At 57.1% G+C, this 16,833-nt stretch carries 25 protein-coding genes and 1 tRNA gene; 6 read left to right on the forward strand and 20 right to left on the reverse strand.

What is annotated here, in order from left to right:
* Positions 1–4: 4 nt before the first annotated feature.
* The 17 genes from ACUVOF_RS16280 to ACUVOF_RS16360 all read right to left on the reverse strand — a co-directional run bounded on the left by ACUVOF_RS16280 (position 5) and on the right by ACUVOF_RS16360 (position 8,376).
* The gene (locus ACUVOF_RS16280) at positions 5–559 is read right to left on the reverse strand and encodes a phage baseplate assembly protein V (RefSeq protein ID WP_447045337.1); all 555 of its coding nucleotides are present in this window, start codon (positions 557–559) and stop codon (positions 5–7) included.
* A 78-nt stretch (positions 560–637) separates the two neighbouring features.
* Entirely contained in the window at positions 638–1,093 is a 456-nt protein-coding gene (locus ACUVOF_RS16285; RefSeq protein WP_447045338.1) for a phage virion morphogenesis protein, read from the reverse strand.
* Complete coding sequence (locus ACUVOF_RS16290; protein ID WP_447045339.1) at positions 1,090–1,575, reverse strand: phage tail protein; 486 nt, start codon at positions 1,573–1,575, stop codon at positions 1,090–1,092. Before ACUVOF_RS16290 ends, ACUVOF_RS16285 begins: the two co-directional genes overlap by 4 nt.
* Entirely contained in the window at positions 1,575–1,970 is a 396-nt protein-coding gene (locus tag ACUVOF_RS16295) for a hypothetical protein (RefSeq protein WP_447045340.1), read from the reverse strand. Before ACUVOF_RS16295 ends, ACUVOF_RS16290 begins: the two co-directional genes overlap by 1 nt.
* Positions 1,967–2,806 carry a hypothetical protein gene (locus ACUVOF_RS16300; RefSeq protein WP_447045341.1) on the reverse strand — a complete coding sequence of 280 codons (840 nt, stop codon included), beginning with the start codon at positions 2,804–2,806 and terminating at the stop codon, positions 1,967–1,969. Before ACUVOF_RS16300 ends, ACUVOF_RS16295 begins: the two co-directional genes overlap by 4 nt.
* Positions 2,806–3,117, reverse strand: a complete 312-nt coding sequence (locus ACUVOF_RS16305) for a hypothetical protein (RefSeq protein WP_447045342.1) — start codon at positions 3,115–3,117, stop codon at positions 2,806–2,808. Before ACUVOF_RS16305 ends, ACUVOF_RS16300 begins: the two co-directional genes overlap by 1 nt.
* Positions 3,114–3,263, reverse strand: coding sequence for a hypothetical protein (locus ACUVOF_RS16310; protein ID WP_447045343.1), 150 nt, complete (start codon positions 3,261–3,263; stop codon positions 3,114–3,116). The genes ACUVOF_RS16305 and ACUVOF_RS16310 overlap by 4 nt, the downstream gene beginning before the upstream one ends.
* Entirely contained in the window at positions 3,244–3,594 is a 351-nt protein-coding gene (locus ACUVOF_RS16315) for a hypothetical protein (protein ID WP_447045344.1), read from the reverse strand. The genes ACUVOF_RS16310 and ACUVOF_RS16315 overlap by 20 nt, the downstream gene beginning before the upstream one ends.
* Positions 3,591–3,851, reverse strand: coding sequence for a hypothetical protein (locus ACUVOF_RS16320; protein WP_447045345.1), 261 nt, complete (start codon positions 3,849–3,851; stop codon positions 3,591–3,593). The genes ACUVOF_RS16315 and ACUVOF_RS16320 overlap by 4 nt, the downstream gene beginning before the upstream one ends.
* Positions 3,848–4,411 carry an N-acetylmuramoyl-L-alanine amidase gene (locus tag ACUVOF_RS16325; RefSeq protein ID WP_447045346.1) on the reverse strand — a complete coding sequence of 188 codons (564 nt, stop codon included), beginning with the start codon at positions 4,409–4,411 and terminating at the stop codon, positions 3,848–3,850. The genes ACUVOF_RS16320 and ACUVOF_RS16325 overlap by 4 nt, the downstream gene beginning before the upstream one ends.
* Complete coding sequence (locus ACUVOF_RS16330; protein WP_447045347.1) at positions 4,411–4,701, reverse strand: phage holin family protein; 291 nt, start codon at positions 4,699–4,701, stop codon at positions 4,411–4,413. Before ACUVOF_RS16330 ends, ACUVOF_RS16325 begins: the two co-directional genes overlap by 1 nt.
* Positions 4,683–5,024 carry a putative holin gene (locus tag ACUVOF_RS16335; protein WP_447045348.1) on the reverse strand — a complete coding sequence of 114 codons (342 nt, stop codon included), beginning with the start codon at positions 5,022–5,024 and terminating at the stop codon, positions 4,683–4,685. The genes ACUVOF_RS16330 and ACUVOF_RS16335 overlap by 19 nt, the downstream gene beginning before the upstream one ends.
* 22 nt (positions 5,025–5,046) lie before the next feature.
* Positions 5,047–5,262, reverse strand: coding sequence for a tail protein X (locus ACUVOF_RS16340; RefSeq protein WP_447045349.1), 216 nt, complete (start codon positions 5,260–5,262; stop codon positions 5,047–5,049).
* Positions 5,259–5,720, reverse strand: coding sequence for a head completion/stabilization protein (locus ACUVOF_RS16345; RefSeq protein WP_447045350.1), 462 nt, complete (start codon positions 5,718–5,720; stop codon positions 5,259–5,261). The genes ACUVOF_RS16340 and ACUVOF_RS16345 overlap by 4 nt, the downstream gene beginning before the upstream one ends.
* Before the next feature lie 98 nt (positions 5,721–5,818).
* Positions 5,819–6,499: a phage terminase small subunit gene (gpM, locus tag ACUVOF_RS16350; RefSeq protein WP_447045351.1), complete on the reverse strand. Its 681-nt coding sequence runs from the start codon at positions 6,497–6,499 to the stop codon at positions 5,819–5,821.
* 11 nt (positions 6,500–6,510) lie between these two features.
* Positions 6,511–7,512 (reverse strand): phage major capsid protein, P2 family, encoded by a 1,002-nt coding sequence (locus tag ACUVOF_RS16355; protein WP_447045352.1) that lies wholly within the window; start codon positions 7,510–7,512, stop codon positions 6,511–6,513.
* 54 nt (positions 7,513–7,566) lie between these two features.
* Positions 7,567–8,376: a GPO family capsid scaffolding protein gene (locus ACUVOF_RS16360; protein WP_447045353.1), complete on the reverse strand. Its 810-nt coding sequence runs from the start codon at positions 8,374–8,376 to the stop codon at positions 7,567–7,569.
* Positions 8,377–8,530: 154 nt separating this feature from the next.
* Here ACUVOF_RS16360 and ACUVOF_RS16365 point away from each other — a divergent pair, with 154 nt between their 5' ends.
* Complete coding sequence (locus ACUVOF_RS16365; protein WP_447045355.1) at positions 8,531–10,315, forward strand: terminase large subunit domain-containing protein; 1,785 nt, start codon at positions 8,531–8,533, stop codon at positions 10,313–10,315.
* Positions 10,312–11,376 (forward strand): phage portal protein, encoded by a 1,065-nt coding sequence (locus ACUVOF_RS16370; RefSeq protein WP_447045356.1) that lies wholly within the window; start codon positions 10,312–10,314, stop codon positions 11,374–11,376. The genes ACUVOF_RS16365 and ACUVOF_RS16370 overlap by 4 nt, the downstream gene beginning before the upstream one ends.
* A 381-nt stretch (positions 11,377–11,757) precedes the next feature.
* Here the strand turns inward: ACUVOF_RS16370 and ACUVOF_RS16375 are convergent, their stop codons facing one another.
* The 3 genes from ACUVOF_RS16375 to ispB form a co-directional block, all read right to left on the reverse strand.
* Positions 11,758–12,024 carry a hypothetical protein gene (locus ACUVOF_RS16375; RefSeq protein WP_447045357.1) on the reverse strand — a complete coding sequence of 89 codons (267 nt, stop codon included), beginning with the start codon at positions 12,022–12,024 and terminating at the stop codon, positions 11,758–11,760.
* Between the two features lie 114 nt (positions 12,025–12,138).
* Positions 12,139–12,215, reverse strand: a tRNA-Pro gene (locus ACUVOF_RS16380).
* Between the two features lie 100 nt (positions 12,216–12,315).
* A complete protein-coding gene (gene ispB, locus ACUVOF_RS16385) occupies positions 12,316–13,320 on the reverse strand; it encodes an octaprenyl diphosphate synthase (protein ID WP_447045358.1) in 1,005 nt (334 codons plus the stop codon).
* Positions 13,321–13,648: 328 nt separating this feature from the next.
* Between ispB and rplU the strand changes: the two genes are divergently transcribed.
* From rplU to proB, 4 genes are all read left to right on the forward strand, one after another.
* Positions 13,649–13,960 (forward strand): 50S ribosomal protein L21, encoded by a 312-nt coding sequence (gene rplU / locus ACUVOF_RS16390; protein ID WP_113269788.1) that lies wholly within the window; start codon positions 13,649–13,651, stop codon positions 13,958–13,960.
* 29 nt (positions 13,961–13,989) lie between these two features.
* Entirely contained in the window at positions 13,990–14,247 is a 258-nt protein-coding gene (gene rpmA / locus ACUVOF_RS16395) for a 50S ribosomal protein L27 (protein WP_008957069.1), read from the forward strand.
* 207 nt (positions 14,248–14,454) lie between these two features.
* Positions 14,455–15,642 carry an Obg family GTPase CgtA gene (cgtA, locus tag ACUVOF_RS16400; protein WP_447045359.1) on the forward strand — a complete coding sequence of 396 codons (1,188 nt, stop codon included), beginning with the start codon at positions 14,455–14,457 and terminating at the stop codon, positions 15,640–15,642.
* Between the two features lie 28 nt (positions 15,643–15,670).
* Positions 15,671–16,810 (forward strand): glutamate 5-kinase, encoded by a 1,140-nt coding sequence (gene proB, locus ACUVOF_RS16405; protein WP_447045360.1) that lies wholly within the window; start codon positions 15,671–15,673, stop codon positions 16,808–16,810.
* Positions 16,811–16,833 lie beyond the last annotated feature (23 nt).

Raw genomic sequence — 16,833 nt, forward strand, 5'->3', positions numbered from 1 at the left:
GTCATTAGTTGGGCCCATCCGTATTGCTGCCACCGCGTGAAATGCCGCCGTGGTTATGGGTGCTGCCGACGTTTTTGCCGTTGTGGGATTTGCTACCGCCGGTTTGGATGTCGCTGCCTTCGCGCTGCATGTCGCCCTGGTGGTTGATGTTGCCGACCCATTGGGTGCCGCCGGGGGCGTTGATTTCGATGGAGCCCGGCAGGTTGATGCGTAGCACGCTGTTGGCGTGGTCGTATTCAAACAGGGCGCTATCGGGAAACAGGCGGCTGATGACGCCGGGGTCGTTGCTCGGGGGCGGCGCTGATAACTGAAATAGGCTGGGCATGGCGAAGGCGTTGGCGGTGTCGCCGCCGGGTGAGAACAATACGCACTGTTCGCCGACGGTGGGCGGGTTCCAATCGCGGGTAGTGCCCGCGCGGGCGGTGATCCACGGTACCCAGGCGGTTAATAGCGCGCCGGATTTGACGCGCACGCGGGCGGCGTCGTGATCGACCTGGGCGATGGCCCCCAGGCGAATGACGTTTTCAATCAGGCGGAGTAGTTCGGCGACGTTGTTCATGCCGCCAATGCTGCGGGGCTTACGCGCGTGTGGGTAGCGGCGTGCGTTGTGCCAGCCGTTTAGGACAAGTGACGGCGTTTAGTTGGGCGGGGTTAGGTGGTTGATGAGGCTGTCGCGGATGCGTTCACGGTCGGCATTGTTGAAGCCGACGAGTTCTCGGCGGGCGTATTTGTGCATTGGGCCGCCTTTTTCGACGCGGGCGCGGAGACCGTAGTGGTGTTCGCGGGCGATGCGGGCGACGCGACCGAGGAACGCGACGGCGGCTTCGTCAGAGCTGGTTTTGATTTTGAGGTATTTGGCGGTGCGCAGTTTGGTAAACATAGCCTTGCGGCGGATGGCTCCGCTTCGGCCACGTAGTTGGTTGCGTGGCTCGTAAGGTGTGCCGTCGGGGTTTTGCTGGGCTTTGATGCGTTCGCGGTTGGCGATGCGCAGGTCGCGGGCGACTTCGCGGGCCAGCACTCGGCGCTCTTTGGGTGAGAGCTTTTCGATTAGAGGGGTGATCCAGCCTTCTAGCTGCTTGAGCTCGTCACTCATTCTGGGCTATCCCATGCCGCTTCCTGGGTATATTCGGCATCGCCGGGGTGTTTTATGTTGAGCTGCCATGACTTGGCGGGGCAGGCATCGGCTGGGTATTCGAGCATGCGGTGCTCGGTGTCGATGTCGCCGGTTTCGCAGTTGACCAGGGCGACGACGCGCTCGGTTAGGCGCACGGTTAATGCTAGATCCCAATGGGTGTTGTTGAGAATTTCGGCTTCTACCTGGACGGCTTCGTCTTCGACTAAACCCGGTTCGTAGCTGTTGAGCCATTGCAGCAAGGGAATCATGACGGTATCGAGCGAGCCGGTGTAGTCGGTGATGATGATTTGAGCATCGACCGTGTACTGGTGGCTCAGGTTGGTACCGCGCGAAAACTTGACCTTGCCGTCGTTGACGAAGGTGTGGAGTGCTTCGGGGTTTCTTGCTAGCTCGGGCACTGAGGCGAGCAGGTGGGCGCGTAGGGATTGGAGTTTTAGCATTAGACTTCTTCTTCGCTGGGGAGCGGGGTTAGGCCTAGGGCGGCGATGTGCTGTTGGGCGGTTTCGTGGCGCGTGCCGACGCGGGCGGCGATGCGATCATGCGCGGCGGGTTGGTCGTTAATACTGAGCAGCGCTTGGGCGCGGGTGGCGGCGGCGAGATCGGCGGCCGGGGCGAACTCTGGCGCGACCAGTGGCTTGCCTGCGTTCTCTGTAAATATGGGCTTGGCAACGGTGCTGCAAACGCTGTAGCGGTTTCCGGCTTCGTCTTGGTAGTTGAGTGCGCCGAAGGTTTGGTCGTCGGCGGCGGTTTCGCCGAGCACCAGGGCGAGCTGGTTGGCGTCAGCGATGTGGGCGGCGGGCACGGCGATGGTGATTGTGTGGGTATATTGGGTCATATGTGCCTACTCATTAGCTCGCTGATCAGACTGACTTGCTCAGCCTCACTCATTGAACGATCAATTATAAATCCCGCTCCCTGTCGGCCAGTGAAGTGGAAATCGGTGCCGTTGTGATTGGCTCCAAAAACAATACGCGAGCCTGATTGCTCCGGCGCTGTGCCTACTCCAATTGTTCTCACATCTCCCCGCTCATTTCGGTATGTCAGCGTCGAACCGTCCCAGTTGATCGCAATAACGTTCAAGTCTTCGCCGGTGTTAAGCAAAGGCAAATCCGCGTCGCCTGTACTTGCCCCGCGACAAATGACGCGGGCACGCCCCGTTGATCTTAGATAAAGCAAAAAGGCACGTTCTGAAAGCGCGCCTTGTGCTCTCGATATAATTGAGTCATTGGCTTCATACGAAGGGGATACGATAAAGGCAATAGCTACACAAAACTGCTCTGATGGCGATGCAAAAAGGCCTGTTTTACCAATCCTTTCTACACCTGTATCCATAAAATCTTCATTGCCGTCATAAATCAACATGCCCCGCTCAGCGCTGTATATCGGACGATTAGCCGCTACTGATTGTGATATTCCAGGGCCGCCACTCAACGCATCCACCACACGGCCTACAGGATCTCCCGCGGCTGCTCTCGTTATTTCCTCTGTCGTAATAAATCGCCGCGAGTCGATCGATGGATCAGCAATTAAACCGCTATCTCCCGCGCTGAAAAACGCGAGCAGTGGATCAACCGCTGATTCCGGCAGTGGCGGGGCGATGGTGGCCACCACGCGACCGAACGGTGACCGGATGACTGGGGTGATCGGCTGGGTGATGGCGGGTGTAATCATTATTCGGCCTTACGGAATACGCGGCGGTAAGTGGTGGTGTCGTCGCTTTCTGCCCAGACGTTGAGGTTTGGTGATGCGGCACCGCTGAGGCTGACGCGGACGGTGAGCGGGGCGGCGTTGAGTACGTGTAGGCCGGGGCTTTCTAACACGCCACCGCTGATGGGTAGCCAGCCGCTTTTGTCGGGTAGCTGGGCCTCAACAATGACCGTGCCGCCGCCGAGGTTGCCCGCGACGTAGATGTTGAGCGTTTTGCCGGGGTGGCGGTATTCGCTGCTCGCGCCGTTGGTTTGTTGGTTGCTGAATAGCTTCATTGTGGGTCTTCCAGGGTTTCAATTAGTCCGTTATGCCTGGTTGCGCAGTCGTGGTACTGGCTGGCCCAGGTGCCCATCGTTAGGGTGACATCGCCGCCGGTGCCGTCACCGAGCGGGGGCAGCGTTTCAGGGCAACGCTTCATCATGTTCTGCTGCGTTGGGGTCGGTCCCGGCGGCGGCGTGGTTGAGCAGGCGGATAGCGTCAGGGCCAAGGCAAACGCGCTGATAAATCGGCTTTTGAATTTCACGGATGATTCCCCTATCGATTACCCGTTCGTTTGCCGTTAGCTCGCCGAGGCGCTCTTCGACGTGGGCGGCGATTTTTGATTCGCGTTGCATGGCGGCGTCGATGGCTTGTTGGGCGGCGCGCTCGGCGGTGAGGGCGTGGCTGTCGTTTTGCCAATCGGCTACTTGGTAGCCTGCTGCGAAGGTGGCGGCTATGGCGGCGGCGCGGGCTAGTAGGGTGAGTTTGTTCATTTCTCGCCCCGATGCCGCGCCCATTCTTCAAACCGTTGGTACTCCCCGACCAAACGACCTCTTAACGCAACACCCATCACTTGAAACGACTTAACACGACCGACGTAATCAATAAAAAGATGGTCGCTTTCATGAGCTTGATCGGCCTTAAACATTGGGACCATGTTTCCGCACTCATCAACGAAGAAAGCGACATCCTCTTCGATAAAACGCGGGATCGTAAAATCTAGTAGGAACAAAAGGTATTTTTTAATCATGCGGCGATCCTCTGGCAGACCGCTTCAACCAGAGCATTGCCGAAGGCTTCGACGCAGGCATCGATGTTTTCGATATAGCGTTTCAGGTCGTTGGGGTTGGTGAGAAAAAACAGTTCGACAATGACACCGTTGCCGCGGCGGATGAACGCGAGGCGGCTGTGCTGGCCGGAACCTTCTCCTTTGGCGCCACGATTGGGGATGCCGAGCGCGGTTGATAGGGCGATGCACAGCGCATTGCCCAGCGGGTAGTGCTGTTTTGCGCTGAGTGTTTCCACGCCGGTGGCCGTCGGCTTGGCAAAGGCGTTGCAGTGGAATTCGACGGCGATGTCATGCATTAAGGCTTCATTCGCGGCGACGGTGAGCGGCAGGTTTTGTCCGCGCTTGCCATCCTGGGAAAAAAACACTTTATCGCTAAGATAGGTTGCTAGCCGGTCTCGAAAATCCAGCACAACGTTGGCTTCGGTGTAGCCATTGGCAACGGCGCCGGGGTCTTTGTCGCTGTGGCCAGCGGAGATAAACAGCGTTTGGGTTTGCAGCGCTGCGTATTTTAGCTTTGACATTATTGCCTCCGTAGCGGGCGCATTAGGTGGGCGACGTTGCCGCCGGTGCGGTTGAGGGCGATGGCGAGTACGACCATGGCGGCGGCGATAATCAGCCTGCCGTTGGCGGTGTCGGGTGGGCCAAAAATGACGGCGCATGTTGTGGCCACGATGATTAGCCATGCTGTTAATGCGACGCCGGGGCGGTAGCGACCGGCGCGGCGGCGGAATGTGAGCAGCCGGGCAATGACAACGAGCGCCGCGGCGATGGTGATCATGTAGGTGATGCTCATTAGCGACCCCCTAGCCATTTTTTAAGGTCGAGCGTTTTTACTCCCTCAATCGCTCGGAGCCCCGCCGTTACTGATACGGCTGAAGCAATGAAGGCGGCCACGGCGGTGTGCTCTAACATGCCGCCGAGGGTAGCGGGGCCGCCGAGGTAGCCGATGCAGAATGAAATAAACAGGTAAACGAGACGCTCGATGATGCCGAGGTCTTTCGCGCTGATGACGAATAGCGTGGCGCCGCAAAAGGCGCCTACTACTGCGTTTGCGTCGATGCCGGGCAGCATGCCAATCACCACGGCGGCGATGCTGGCGGTTCCGGCTGCTGCCATGGTGCTTGGTTCTGCCATGTGATCCCCTTTTGTATCTAGCTCAGCTCCAAAGCTGAATTTTTGGTTTTTTGGTTTCGCGGGTTTCCGGTGGCGGCGTTAGCGTGACCGGTGTCCCTTCTTTGAGCACCGGGCCTTGGTCGGCGAGGTGCGGGTTTAGCGTGAGCGTTTGTTCGGTAATCGCGGCGGTTTTGCCGTAGACGCGGTAGAGCAGGGCGTCGAGCGTTTCGCCCTGGTGGGCGCGCACTACCCGTTTCATATCAGCTCGACCGTGGTGTGGTTGCGGCCGGTGAGTTCGGCGATTGCCCAGCGGGCATCGGCGCGGTAATCATCCGCTGCTAGGTCTTTGGCTTCGCCGCGTTCGTCGCCTTCGTTTGTGGCTGAGGCGTCGCGGTAGCGCTCTAATAGATCTGCTTGGGCCTGGGCGTAGACGGCGCGGTTGTAGAGCAAGTGCAGGTCGCCGGGCGTTTGCCAGTTTTCGACCGGTACTTCGTCTATCGTGGCGCGGCCGCTTTCCTGTTGCTCGGCTTGGTAGCCTGATAATTGCCGGTTGATGTCGGCGATGGCGGCGCGCAGGGCTTGGCGTAGGCGAGGCGGCGTGATGTTGTGTACGCGCTCTTCTTCGCGAAATTCGTTGGGGTTGATCTCTGGCCAAAAGCCGTTGTTGGCAATCGGTTCCAGCGTTGGGCTTGGCGGGTTGGTGCCGTGACCTAGCATGTGGGCGACCTGTTAAAGAAGGGGGTGGACCGCTTCGCGCTGGCTAAAAGCCTTGCTTAGCGGTGCCCCCTTGCCGTCGGGGTGCGACTCGGGTGGCGTCAGGCGGGAGCCTGTTCGCCCTGTTTTTTGATGAGGCTTTCCAGGCGCTGGATATCCTGCTTTACGCCAATTTTGTCGTTTATCTCTAAGGCGCGCTTGAGCTGTTCGAGGGCGCCTTCGTTGTCTTCGGCGGCTCGAAGTGCATAGCCATAGCTTTTGTGCACTTTGGCTTTGATCTCATCGTGCATATCGGCATCACCGACGATGGCCACGGCGCGAGCCATTACGTTGGCGAGGGCGTCAGCGTCTGCGTCTTCTTTTGCTAGCTGCACCTTGACGCCTTCGGCGATCTCTTCGGCCAGCACGCTGACAGTGTCGCGTGCGTAACGGTCTGGCGTGTCGAGCTTGTGCTTCACTGCATAGGCTCCAATTTCGAGGGCTTTTTCGTAATCGCCGATATCAATGCACCAGATCATGAGCGTCATTAAGACATCGTCTTTTGCGCCCTTTCCTTCGGCCAACACGCCGTTGACGTAGGGCATGAAGTCGGGCAATAGCTCGCGCTTTTTCTCGACCTTGGCCTGAATCGACTTGATGTCTCTTAAGGTGCGAGTTGCTTCATAAAGCGCGCGGTTGTGAAGTTCGTATTGCTCGCCTTGTTGCTGCTCGCCTGGGGTGGCGGTGCCCGCCGCTTTCGCGGCGGATACTTGCTCGAAGTGTTTACGGGCTGGGCTTTTCATGACTTCCCCTTTTATGCGGCCGGCTCGGCTTCGGTGATACCTTCCACCAAACAGCCCAGGCCGTAGTCTTCAATGACGTAGGCGTCGTTGCTGGATTCGTAGTTCTCTATGCGGTTGCGCTTGGGGTTATCGAGCACGTAGCGGCGGCGGCTGCCTAGCTGCCAGTAAAGCGACAGGTTGGCCAGTGAGGTGATTAGTACGCTGCCATCTGGCACGAATGGGGCGCGCACCGCTTGCAGGCCACCCACACGCTTTTGGCTGATGATGAGGTCAAGCGCGCGGGCTTCGGTGGGCGTTTCGGCGTTTTGCTGAATCAGTGGAAAATATTTATCGGCCAGCATTTTACGGCCCATGATTGCCACGAGGTCGGTGCCTTCGCGGTACCAGGGGTCGATCATTTCGTTAACCGCATCAAACACCAGTGCATCCAGGTTTGCGTAGGTGCCACCGGCCCCGACGGTGACGCCGGATAGGACGCGGGCGGGTGCGTGGGTGCGGTATTTTTGCAGCCAGCCGATGTTGACGTCCTGCAGTAGCGGGTTGGCGGTGCGGTCGGTTTCAGTCGCTGCACTGGTGCCGTTGAAGCCAATCATGATGCGATCGAGCGCTTGGCGACGGATGATGGCGTTGCGGATGCGGGCCTGAAAATCAGGGAAGCGCGACCATGCATCGAGCTGTGACCATCGGATATGGGTGTCAAACTCAGTGCTGACAGCTTCATAGTTGTTATCGGTTAGCTCGGAAACGTCGCGGGTCGCGCGCTCGTTTTGGTCGGTATTGGTGCGGCTGGCAATCGGCCCGGAGACGCCGAGGCCTACTTTCTGCCCTTTAATCTCATCCACGCCGACCATGTTGATTTGGCTTAGAAACTCGGAGCTTTCCTGCATGCGGGTTTCTAGGGTTTGCTGGATACTGGGCGCGACGTTGAATTGCTCGCTGGTGTTCTCAACGCCGTTGAGCTTGGCTAGTTTGGCGCGGAATTTGTTTAAGGCGAATCGCGTATCGTTGCGCATTGATTTTGTCCCTTGAATTTATTGGCGGTGGCTGACGTTTTGGCTGGCCAGCGCTTAGCAGTCGGTTTCTTGAACTGCGTCGCCGCCAGTGGCGGGGGCGCGGTATGAGGTGTCGGGCGTTTTGTCTAGCTGGGTGTAGAGCTCATCGAAGCTCTTTTTCAGGGCGTCGTGATCTTTTTTCAGCTGGCTGAATGCCTCGGCAGTGGGGCGGCTTTCTAGCTCGGTATTCATGGCGTCGTGACGCTTGGCGAACTCTTCGAACGCGCTTTGGATATCGGCGCCGAAGGCTTCAAAGCCCTTGTTGGTTTTGGCGTCTTGGCGGCTGAATAGGCTTTTTACGAAGTCGCTGATGCCGGGCTTGGGCGTTTCTTCTTCGGTGAAGTCGAGGTCAGCGACCGTTGCTGCCGTGAATAGGTTTTCTGGGCGCTGCTTGCGATTGGTGAACGGGGATTCTTTACCTTGGCCAGCACTGAACTGGAGCATTGTGGTACCCAGCGACGCTGGGGTATCGGTGACTGCAAGCCCCACTAGACGCGGTTCGCCGGTGTCGGAGAAGTCGGGGTCAACTTCCATTGAGGTGTAAATCTTTTGGCGATTTTTCACCATAGCCTTGAGTTCATCGGTGGGGTCGATTTCGGCGAATAGCTCGACCTTTCCTTCATCCCCTTTTTCAGTTTTTAGCGCGGTGACATCGCCATACGCCTTAAAAGGGCTGTCCGGTAGGATTCCTTTAATGTGCTCTAAGCTGATCCGGCAGCCGTATTTTGCTGGATTAAAATTAGCGGCCATTTTGGTTAGCCAGTCGGCGTCAATGTTGCGGCCATCGGTGGTCGCGCCTTCGGTTGCGATACGGTGCCAGGGCATGGTTAAGCCTCGTCGGGGTTGTGGAAGATCAAGATAGCGCTCAGGTTCCGCGCGTAGGGCGTTTGGCTCAACGGTTGCGCGTTGTGCGGGGGGTTTAGGACAAGTCAGGGCAGGCGTGAGCATCGCGCGCGACGGGTACGCTGGCGGCATGACGATGACAGCACCCGACCCGATTCTTACCGCGCTCCAATCTCCGCGCATGACTGCCCGCCACCTGTATTGGCAGGGGTGGCGAGTTGCGCGCATTGCTGAGGAAATTGGCGAGAAACCGGCGACGGTGCATAGCTGGAAGGCGCGCGACCGCTGGGAGGATAAATCCCCAGCAGACCGGATCGAGTACACGCTTGAAGCGCGTATGGTCCAACTTATCGCCAAGGACAAAAAAGAACCTGGCGACCTGAAAGAAATTGACCTTCTTGGGCGGCAATTAGAGCGTCAGGCCAGAATCCGTAAGTATGACGAATCCGGCAACGAGGCCGATTTAAACCCGAACATCGAGGCGCGCAACGCTGCGCCGAAGAAGAAGGCGAAGCGTAACTTTTTAGACGAAGAGCGGGTCGAGGCGCTGGAAGAGGCGTTCTTAGATTCGTTGTTTGAATATCAGATGGGATGGCATGAGGCGGGGCAAAAGCACCGCATTCGCAACATTCTGAAAAGCCGCCAGATCGGGGCGACGTGGTACTTTGCCCGCGAGGCTATCGTCGATGCGTTCAAGCATGGGCGGAATAAGATTTTCCTTTCTGCATCACGCGCCCAGGCGCATATCTTCCGCAATTACATTATTCAGTTCGTCAAAGAGGTGTGTGACGTCGAGCTGAAAGGTGACCCGATTGTTTTGGATAATGGCGCCGAGCTGCATTTCTTGGGTACCAACTCCAAAACCGCCCAGGGTTATCACGGTGACGTTTATCTCGATGAGTATTTCTGGATTCATCGCTTTGCTGAGTTCCGCAAAGTTACGTCTGGCATGGCCATGCACAAGAAGTGGCGGCAGACGTATTTTTCGACGCCGTCGAGTGTTGGCCATGAAGGGTATCCATTCTGGAACGGGGAGCTGTTCAATAAGCGGCGGAAGAAGTCGGAGCGGGTCGAGTTTGATGTCAGTCACGAAGCGCTGAAAGACGGGAAACTATGCCCGGATGGCCATTGGCGGCAGATCGTCACGGTCATGGATGCTATCGCGGGCGGTTGTGACCTTTTCGACCTGGACCAACTGCGACTCGAGTACTCGGCGGATGAGTTCGACAACTTGCTGATGTGTGGCTTTGTCGATGATAGCCAAAGCGCCTTCCCGCTCGCCGTGATGAAGTCTTGCATGGTTGATAGCTGGGAGGTTTGGGACGATTACCGGCCATTCGCCCCGCGCCCGGTGGGTGATCGGGAAGTGTGGATTGGCTACGACCCAACCGGCCGCGGTGAAGATGGCGACGGTGCGGGGCTTGTGGTGGTTCTGCCCGCGCGCACCCGGGAGGAAAAGCATCGGGTATTGGAGCGTCACCGACTCAAAGGGCAGGACTACGAAGACCAAGCGGCGTTTATCGAATCCTTCCGCCACAAATACAACATTGGGCATATCGGCATAGATACCACCAGCATTGGCGGGGCGGTGGCTGAGTATGTCGAGAAGTGGTTCCCCACGGTTACCCGATATAGCTATAGCGTCGACCTGAAAACCCAAATGGTGTTGCAGGCTCAGCAGATCGTCAGCAAAGGGCGTCTTGAATTTGATGCGGGCTGGTCGGATCTCGCCGCGGCGTTTATGTCGATCAAAAAAGAACTCACCAAGAGCGGAATGCAATTCACCTATACGAGCGGCCGCAATAAAACCACCGGCCACGCGGACTTGGCGTGGGCGACGATGCATGCACTCAAATTTGAACCTGTCGACGGTCCTGTCGAAGAGGGCACCGGTAAATCACTAATGGAGATGTACGAATGACAACGACCGCTGCGGCAAAGCCGCGCCACCGCGTGTATGCCTATGAGACTGACAAGGCCGCCCCAGCGGTGGCCACCGACAGCGGGCGAATGGAAGCGTTTACGTTTGGTGACCCCGAGCCGGTTACTTCAATGCGTGACGTTTGGTATGAGGGGGTTTGGCTTACGCCGGATGAGTGGTACGAGCCGCCGATCCCGCTGAGCGTGCTGTCTAAAAGCTATCGGGCAACGCCGCACCATGGCAGTGCGCTTCAGGTTAAGCGGAATATATTGCTCAAGACGTTTATCCCCCATCCAATGCTATCCCGGCGCGACTTTAGCGGTGTGGCTTTGGATTACCTGACGTTTGGCAATGGCTACCTTGAGGAGATTCGCGGGCGCCTGGGGCGTCGACTTAAATTGGAGCACCGTTTAAGCAAGTACATGCGCCGGGGTGATAACGACCGCTATTGGTGGATACCCAACTATATGGAGCGGGTAGAAATGCCCGAGGGTCGAATTATTCACCTCTTGGAGCCCGATATCGATCAAAGCATATACGGGGTGCCGGACTATATCGGCTCACTACAAAGCGCCTGGTTAAACGAGAGCGCGACTCTGTTTCGCCGCCGGTACTACCTCAACGGCTCGCACGCTGGTTTTATCATGTACGTGAACGATGCTGCCCACGATCAGAAAGACATTGACGATATGCGCAAAGCGCTTAAAGACAGCAAGGGGCCGGGAAACTTCCGAAACCTGTTCCTCTACTCCCCCAGGGGTAAGAAAGATGGCGTTCAGATCATTCCGGTGTCGGAGGTGGCAGCAAAGGATGAGTTTACTTCCATTAAGAACATCACGCGCGACGATCAGCTCGCGGGGCATCGGATACCACCCCAGCTAATGGGCATCATTCCCCAAAATACCGGGGGCTTTGGTGACATCGAAAAGGCCGCGCGGGTATTCGTTGCCAACGAGCTGGAACCACTTCAAGCGACGATGCGCGAGATCAACGAGCACGTTGGCGAAGAGGTGGTGAAGTTTGACCCCTACCGTTTGGTAGATCCTGACGCCGAGGATTAATAGACCGACCCGACCGGTTAACGATGCCGCCCACCTGGGCGGCTTTTTTGTGCGCGCACACATGAAGGAATTTTTTAAATGATACGCATTAGTCCTTTTATTAGCCTTACGATTCGTTTTAAGCGCTCTTATTCTGTCCCTATCCCGACCACTCGCAAGACTAGAACGCGCCTTGTGCGAGCTGTGCGGCCCGCCTACCCACCCACGGTGGCGACCCGCGCCGCGCTATCGTCACCCCGCCCCGCCCGCGCGCTAAATGTAGTGGTTTTTATGCACCATTGCGGCAGGTGCTCAAGCCTCGCCACTGCTGGGCGGAAGGGCAGTTATAAGGGGTGTTATTTTTATGCGTTTTCATGCGCAAATTTGCAGTTTTCGCGGTGCTCAGTGAAAAGGCGTGAGGTAGTGGTCGGCAAGCATTGACAGGATGGTTTTGCGGTGGCCTTCCCAGGTTCGTTCGTCGACGAGATCGGCGACGACGGTGGGCATTTCTGCGTAGGTAATCCATAGCTCGATGGTATCAGCAGGGGTTAGGCCGATCTTTGCGCTCTGGTTTTGCAGGCGAATATCAAACTGAAGGTAGGATCCATCGCCAGGGTGTTGACGTAGTGAGTAGGTGAAGCGGGTTAGCTTTTGGGGTGATCTTGTCACTATCCACGGCCCCTTCAATATTTTACGTTGCTACCTATTTGCTACCTAGAATCGCTTTTAACAAAAAACGGCCACTTGCTGGTTTAGCTAAGTGGCCGTTTTTCATAGAATTCTTGGTCGGAATAGCAGGATTCGAACCTACGACCTCTGCCTCCCGAAGGCAGCGCTCTACCAAGCTGAGCTATATTCCGAAGGTTGCTGAGCAGTGCTTATCTGCGTTCAACAACGGAGGTGGATCATACTTAGCCAGACGTGTTTTTTCAAGTCTTCGGCGGTGTGACCTAGCAATTTTTATGCTTGGCGATCGACCGCTAAACGAGCCAGCTGGGCCATGCTGTCGCGGTAGGCGCTGGGCGGCAAGGCGTCTAGTTGTTGCAGGGCTTTGTCGGCCATTTCTTCGGCCCGCTGGCGGGTGTAGTCGAGCGCACCGGTGGCGTGAACAATTTCGAGCACGGCATCGAGCTGCTCAAGCCCACCATCACGAATCACCTGACGGATTAGCTTGGCTTGCTCCGGCGTGCCTTGTTCCATGGCGTGGATCAGCGGTAGTGTCGGTTTGCCTTCGGCGAGGTCGTCGCCCACGTTTTTGCCCATGGCATCGGCGTCGCCTTGGTAATCCAGCAGGTCATCAATAAGCTGGAAGGCGAGGCCCAGGTAGCGGCCATAATACTGGAGGGCCTGCTCTTGCTCCGGCGTTGCTTCCGCCAGCACCGCACCGCTATGGGAAGCCGCTTCAAACAGCATGGCGGTTTTGCCCAAAATGGTCTCGAAATAATCATCCTCAGAGATGCTGGGGTTGCCGATATTGGTCAGCTGCAGCACTTCGCCTTCCGCGATAATGCAGGTGGCACCGGAAAGAATCGCCATGATCCGCATTGAGCCGACATCGACCATCATTTGAAACGAGCGGGCGTACAGGAAGTCACCCACCAGGACGGAAGGAGCATTGCCCCAAGCGTCATTGGCGGTTTTCTTGCCTCGGCGCATATGTGATTCATCCACCACATCGTCATGCAGTAGCGTGGAGGTGTGCATGAACTCAATCAGCGTGGCCAGCGGTATATGTTTATCACCGGTGTAGTTGAGAGAGCGGGCGGCGAGTAGCGCCAGTAAAGGGCGCAACCGTTTGCCGCCGCTTTCGGTAATGTACTGACCGATGGTTTCTACCAGCGGTACTTTGGAATTGAGCTGCTTGACAATCGTCCGGTTGACGGCTGCGAAGTCATCGGCCACTACGGCGTGCAGCGGTGAAGGCGTTGGGCTGTCAGGCTGGGCTGAGGAGACGTTGGCAGTCATGGGATCCGTTCATCGCGGCAGATGGAGGCGGTAAGAGCCGCCCCTATTTGTGGTGTAGTTGGGGTCATGTGTTGATGTCATGCTATGGGGCTGCCTGTTGGGCGTCAAGATACGCGCTATGGTTACAGCGTGGTAGCGGAAGTTGGCGACAATTGGCAAATGCCTGTGGTCTTGTGGTATGCATCGATAGTCGTTATAATCCGCGACCCACTCATCATGCTCCCTGTCAGATGGCTGCCAAAAGGGGCGCCACTCGCAGCAGGTCGATAAGAGCGTAAGGCGATGAGCGCTGCCGAAAGCGGCATTAACGACAAGTCCGGAGAGCGACATGTACGCAATTATTAAAAGCGGTGGCAAGCAGTACCGCGTTCAAGAAGGTCAAACGCTCAAGCTCGAGAAAATCGAAGTCGCCACCGGCGAAACGATCGAGTTTGACGAAGTGCTGATGGTCGCAGACGGCGACGACTTCAACATCGGCGCTCCGATGATCAGTGGTGCCAAGGTGTCCGCGGAAATCGTTTCTCATGGCCGCGGTGACAAGGTGACGATCATCAAGTTCCGTCGTCGTAAGCACAGCATGAAGCGTCAGGGCCACCGCCAGTGGTTCACTGAAGTCAAAATTACCGGAATTTCTGCGTAAGCGGTCAATTCCCCTAGGAGGATTTTGCAATGGCACATAAAAAGGCAGCTGGCTCCACGCGTAACGGTCGCGATTCCGAGTCCAAACGCTTAGGTGTAAAACTCTTCGGTGGCCAAGCGGCAACTGCGGGTAACATCATCGTGCGTCAGCGCGGCACGCGTTTCCACGCGGGCACAGGCGTAGGCCTAGGTCGTGACCACACACTGTTCGCCCTGAGCGACGGTTTTGTGAAGTTTGAGACCAAAGGTCCCAAAAACCGTAAGTTTGTTAGCATCGTTTCTGCCTAAACGGCTCGCGTTGCGCTCGTAATTGTGGAAATAGTTGCGAGTAAAAAAGGCCCCGCTATGGCGGGGCTTTTTTGTCGGTTAAATCTCTTTTCCAATACACTTGACCACGGTTCTTGACCAGCATGCTGGTGGGAACAAAGGGTTGGGAAAAAAGGTTGGAAAAAAAGTTGTGCATATTAGGGCGGCGGAAGCGGCCGGGAGAATCCAATGCAGTTCGTCGATGAAGCCTCGATTATTGTTGAGGCGGGCAAAGGCGGCAATGGCTGTCTGAGCTTTCGCCGCGAAAAATATGTGCCCAGGGGCGGCCCCGATGGGGGTGATGGCGGTCATGGAGGTAGCGTCTACCTAATTGGTGACGATGCCCTTAATACCCTGATCGATTTTAAATACCAGCGCTTTTATAAAGCCCAAAACGGCCAGGGTGGCATGGGCCGTCAAATGAGCGGCAAGGCAGGGGAAGACCTACACGTCAAAGTACCGGTGGGAACCACCGTGATTGATGAAGACACCCTTGAAGTGATCGCGGATGTCACCGAGATCGGTCAGGTAGTGCTGGTAGGCGAAGGCGGCCGACGTGGACTGGGGAATATCCACTTCAAGTCCTCGACCAATCGTGCACCGCGCCGCACGACGCCGGGCACTGAAGGCGATCGCCGCAACCTGCGCCTGGAAATGAAAGTCATGGCCGATGTGGGTCTGCTGGGCATGCCCAACGCGGGTAAATCCACGCTGATTCGCTCGGTGTCAGCCGCCAAGCCCAAGGTCGCCAACTACCCGTTCACTACGTTGGTGCCTAACTTGGGCGTCGTAAAACTGGGGATGCATGAGCACTTCGTGATGGCCGACGTGCCGGGCTTGATCGAAGGGGCGTCTGATGGTGCGGGGTTAGGGCTGCGTTTCTTGAAGCATCTGACGCGCACGCGGCTGCTGTTTCATGTGGTCGATGTCGCGCCGTTTGATGAGTCCGACCCGGTCGAGGCCGCCAAGGCGATTGTCCATGAGTTGGGGCAGTTCTCGCCTGCACTTTCCGAGCGCCCGCGCTGGTTGGTGTTGAACAAGTTTGATCTGCTGCCAGAAGATGAGCGTGAAGCACGTGCTCAAGAAATTATCCAGGCGCTCAACTGGGAAAGCCCGGTGTTCCGCATTTCGGCGATCAGCAGTGACGGTACTGATAAGCTGGTACAGGCGGCCTACCGCTGGTTGACTGAACAGCGTCGTCTTGAGAACGAAGACGAAGAGGCATTGGCTCGTGAGCAAGAGATGCGCCGCCGCATGGAAGAAGAGTCGGTTGCGCGTACCGAAGCACGCTTGGGTCGTCGCCGTAAGCGTGACGATGAGGATGATGAAGATTTCGACGACGATGATTACGATGTTGAAGTCGAGTATGCGCCTTAGTATCAGTGCCTGATGAAGGTGGGGTGGCATGGAAAGTAACGAGCAAAGACTAGGGCGCAGTGCGCTCAGCTGTGCGCGGCGGGTCGTGGTGAAGATCGGCAGTGCGCTCCTCACCAATGATGGCCGCGGCCTGGACGAAGCCGCCATTGGCGGTTGGGTCGACCAAATTGCTGCCTTGCATCAACAAGGCATTGAAGTAGTGCTGGTCTCATCCGGTGCCGTTGCTGCCGGTATGGTGCGCCTTGGCTGGCAGGTGCGCCCTAGCGCCGTGCATGAACTTCAAGCCGCCGCTGCCGTTGGCCAAAACGGCCTGACCCAGTGCTATGAGCAGCACTTTGCCCGCCATGGCATGCTCACCGCACAAATTCTGCTCACCCACGACGACCTTTCCAATCGCAAGCGCTACCTCAACGCCCTTTCAGCATTGCGCACACTGGTAGAGATGCGCGTAGTGCCGGTGATCAATGAAAACGACACTGTTGTTACCGACGAGATTCGCTTTGGCGATAACGACACGCTAGGTGCATTGGTCGCTAATTTGCTGGAAGCCGATGCGCTACTGCTGTTGACCGACCAGGAAGGCCTGTTTGACGCCGATCCCCGCCATAACCCTAACGCTCAGATGATTGCTGAAGGACGCGCCGACGACCCGCGGTTAGCCGCCGTGGCCGGCAGTGGAGGAGCGTTGGGGCGTGGCGGCATGAGCACCAAGGTGCGCGCGGCGCAGTTGGCGGCGCGCTCTGGGGCGGTCACGGTAATAGCCAGTGGTCGCCAGCCTGACGTTATCAGCCGGATAATGGCGGGTGAGGCGCTGGGCACGCTGCTGCGTCCTGACCAAGTGCCCATGGCGGCGCGCAAACGCTGGCTGGCGGGTCAATTGCAGGTGCGCGGTACGCTGGTGCTGGATGCGGGGGCTGTCAAAGTGCTACGTGATAAAGGCTCTAGCTTATTGGCGGTCGGTGTGCGTGATGTGCAGGGCGGCTTTAAACGTGGCGATATGGTGGTATGCGTAGATGAGCAAGGCGCGTCAGTGGCCAAAGGTCTGGTTAACTACGGCGCCGATGAAGCGCGACAGTTGGCGGGCCAGCCCAGCCATCAGATTGAAGCGATTCTCGGCTATGTAGAAGCCCATGAGCTGATACACCGCGATAACTTAGTTGTTGTATAAACGTTATATATTTATCAGCGTAT

The organism is Vreelandella sp. H-I2 (assembly GCF_052959335.1).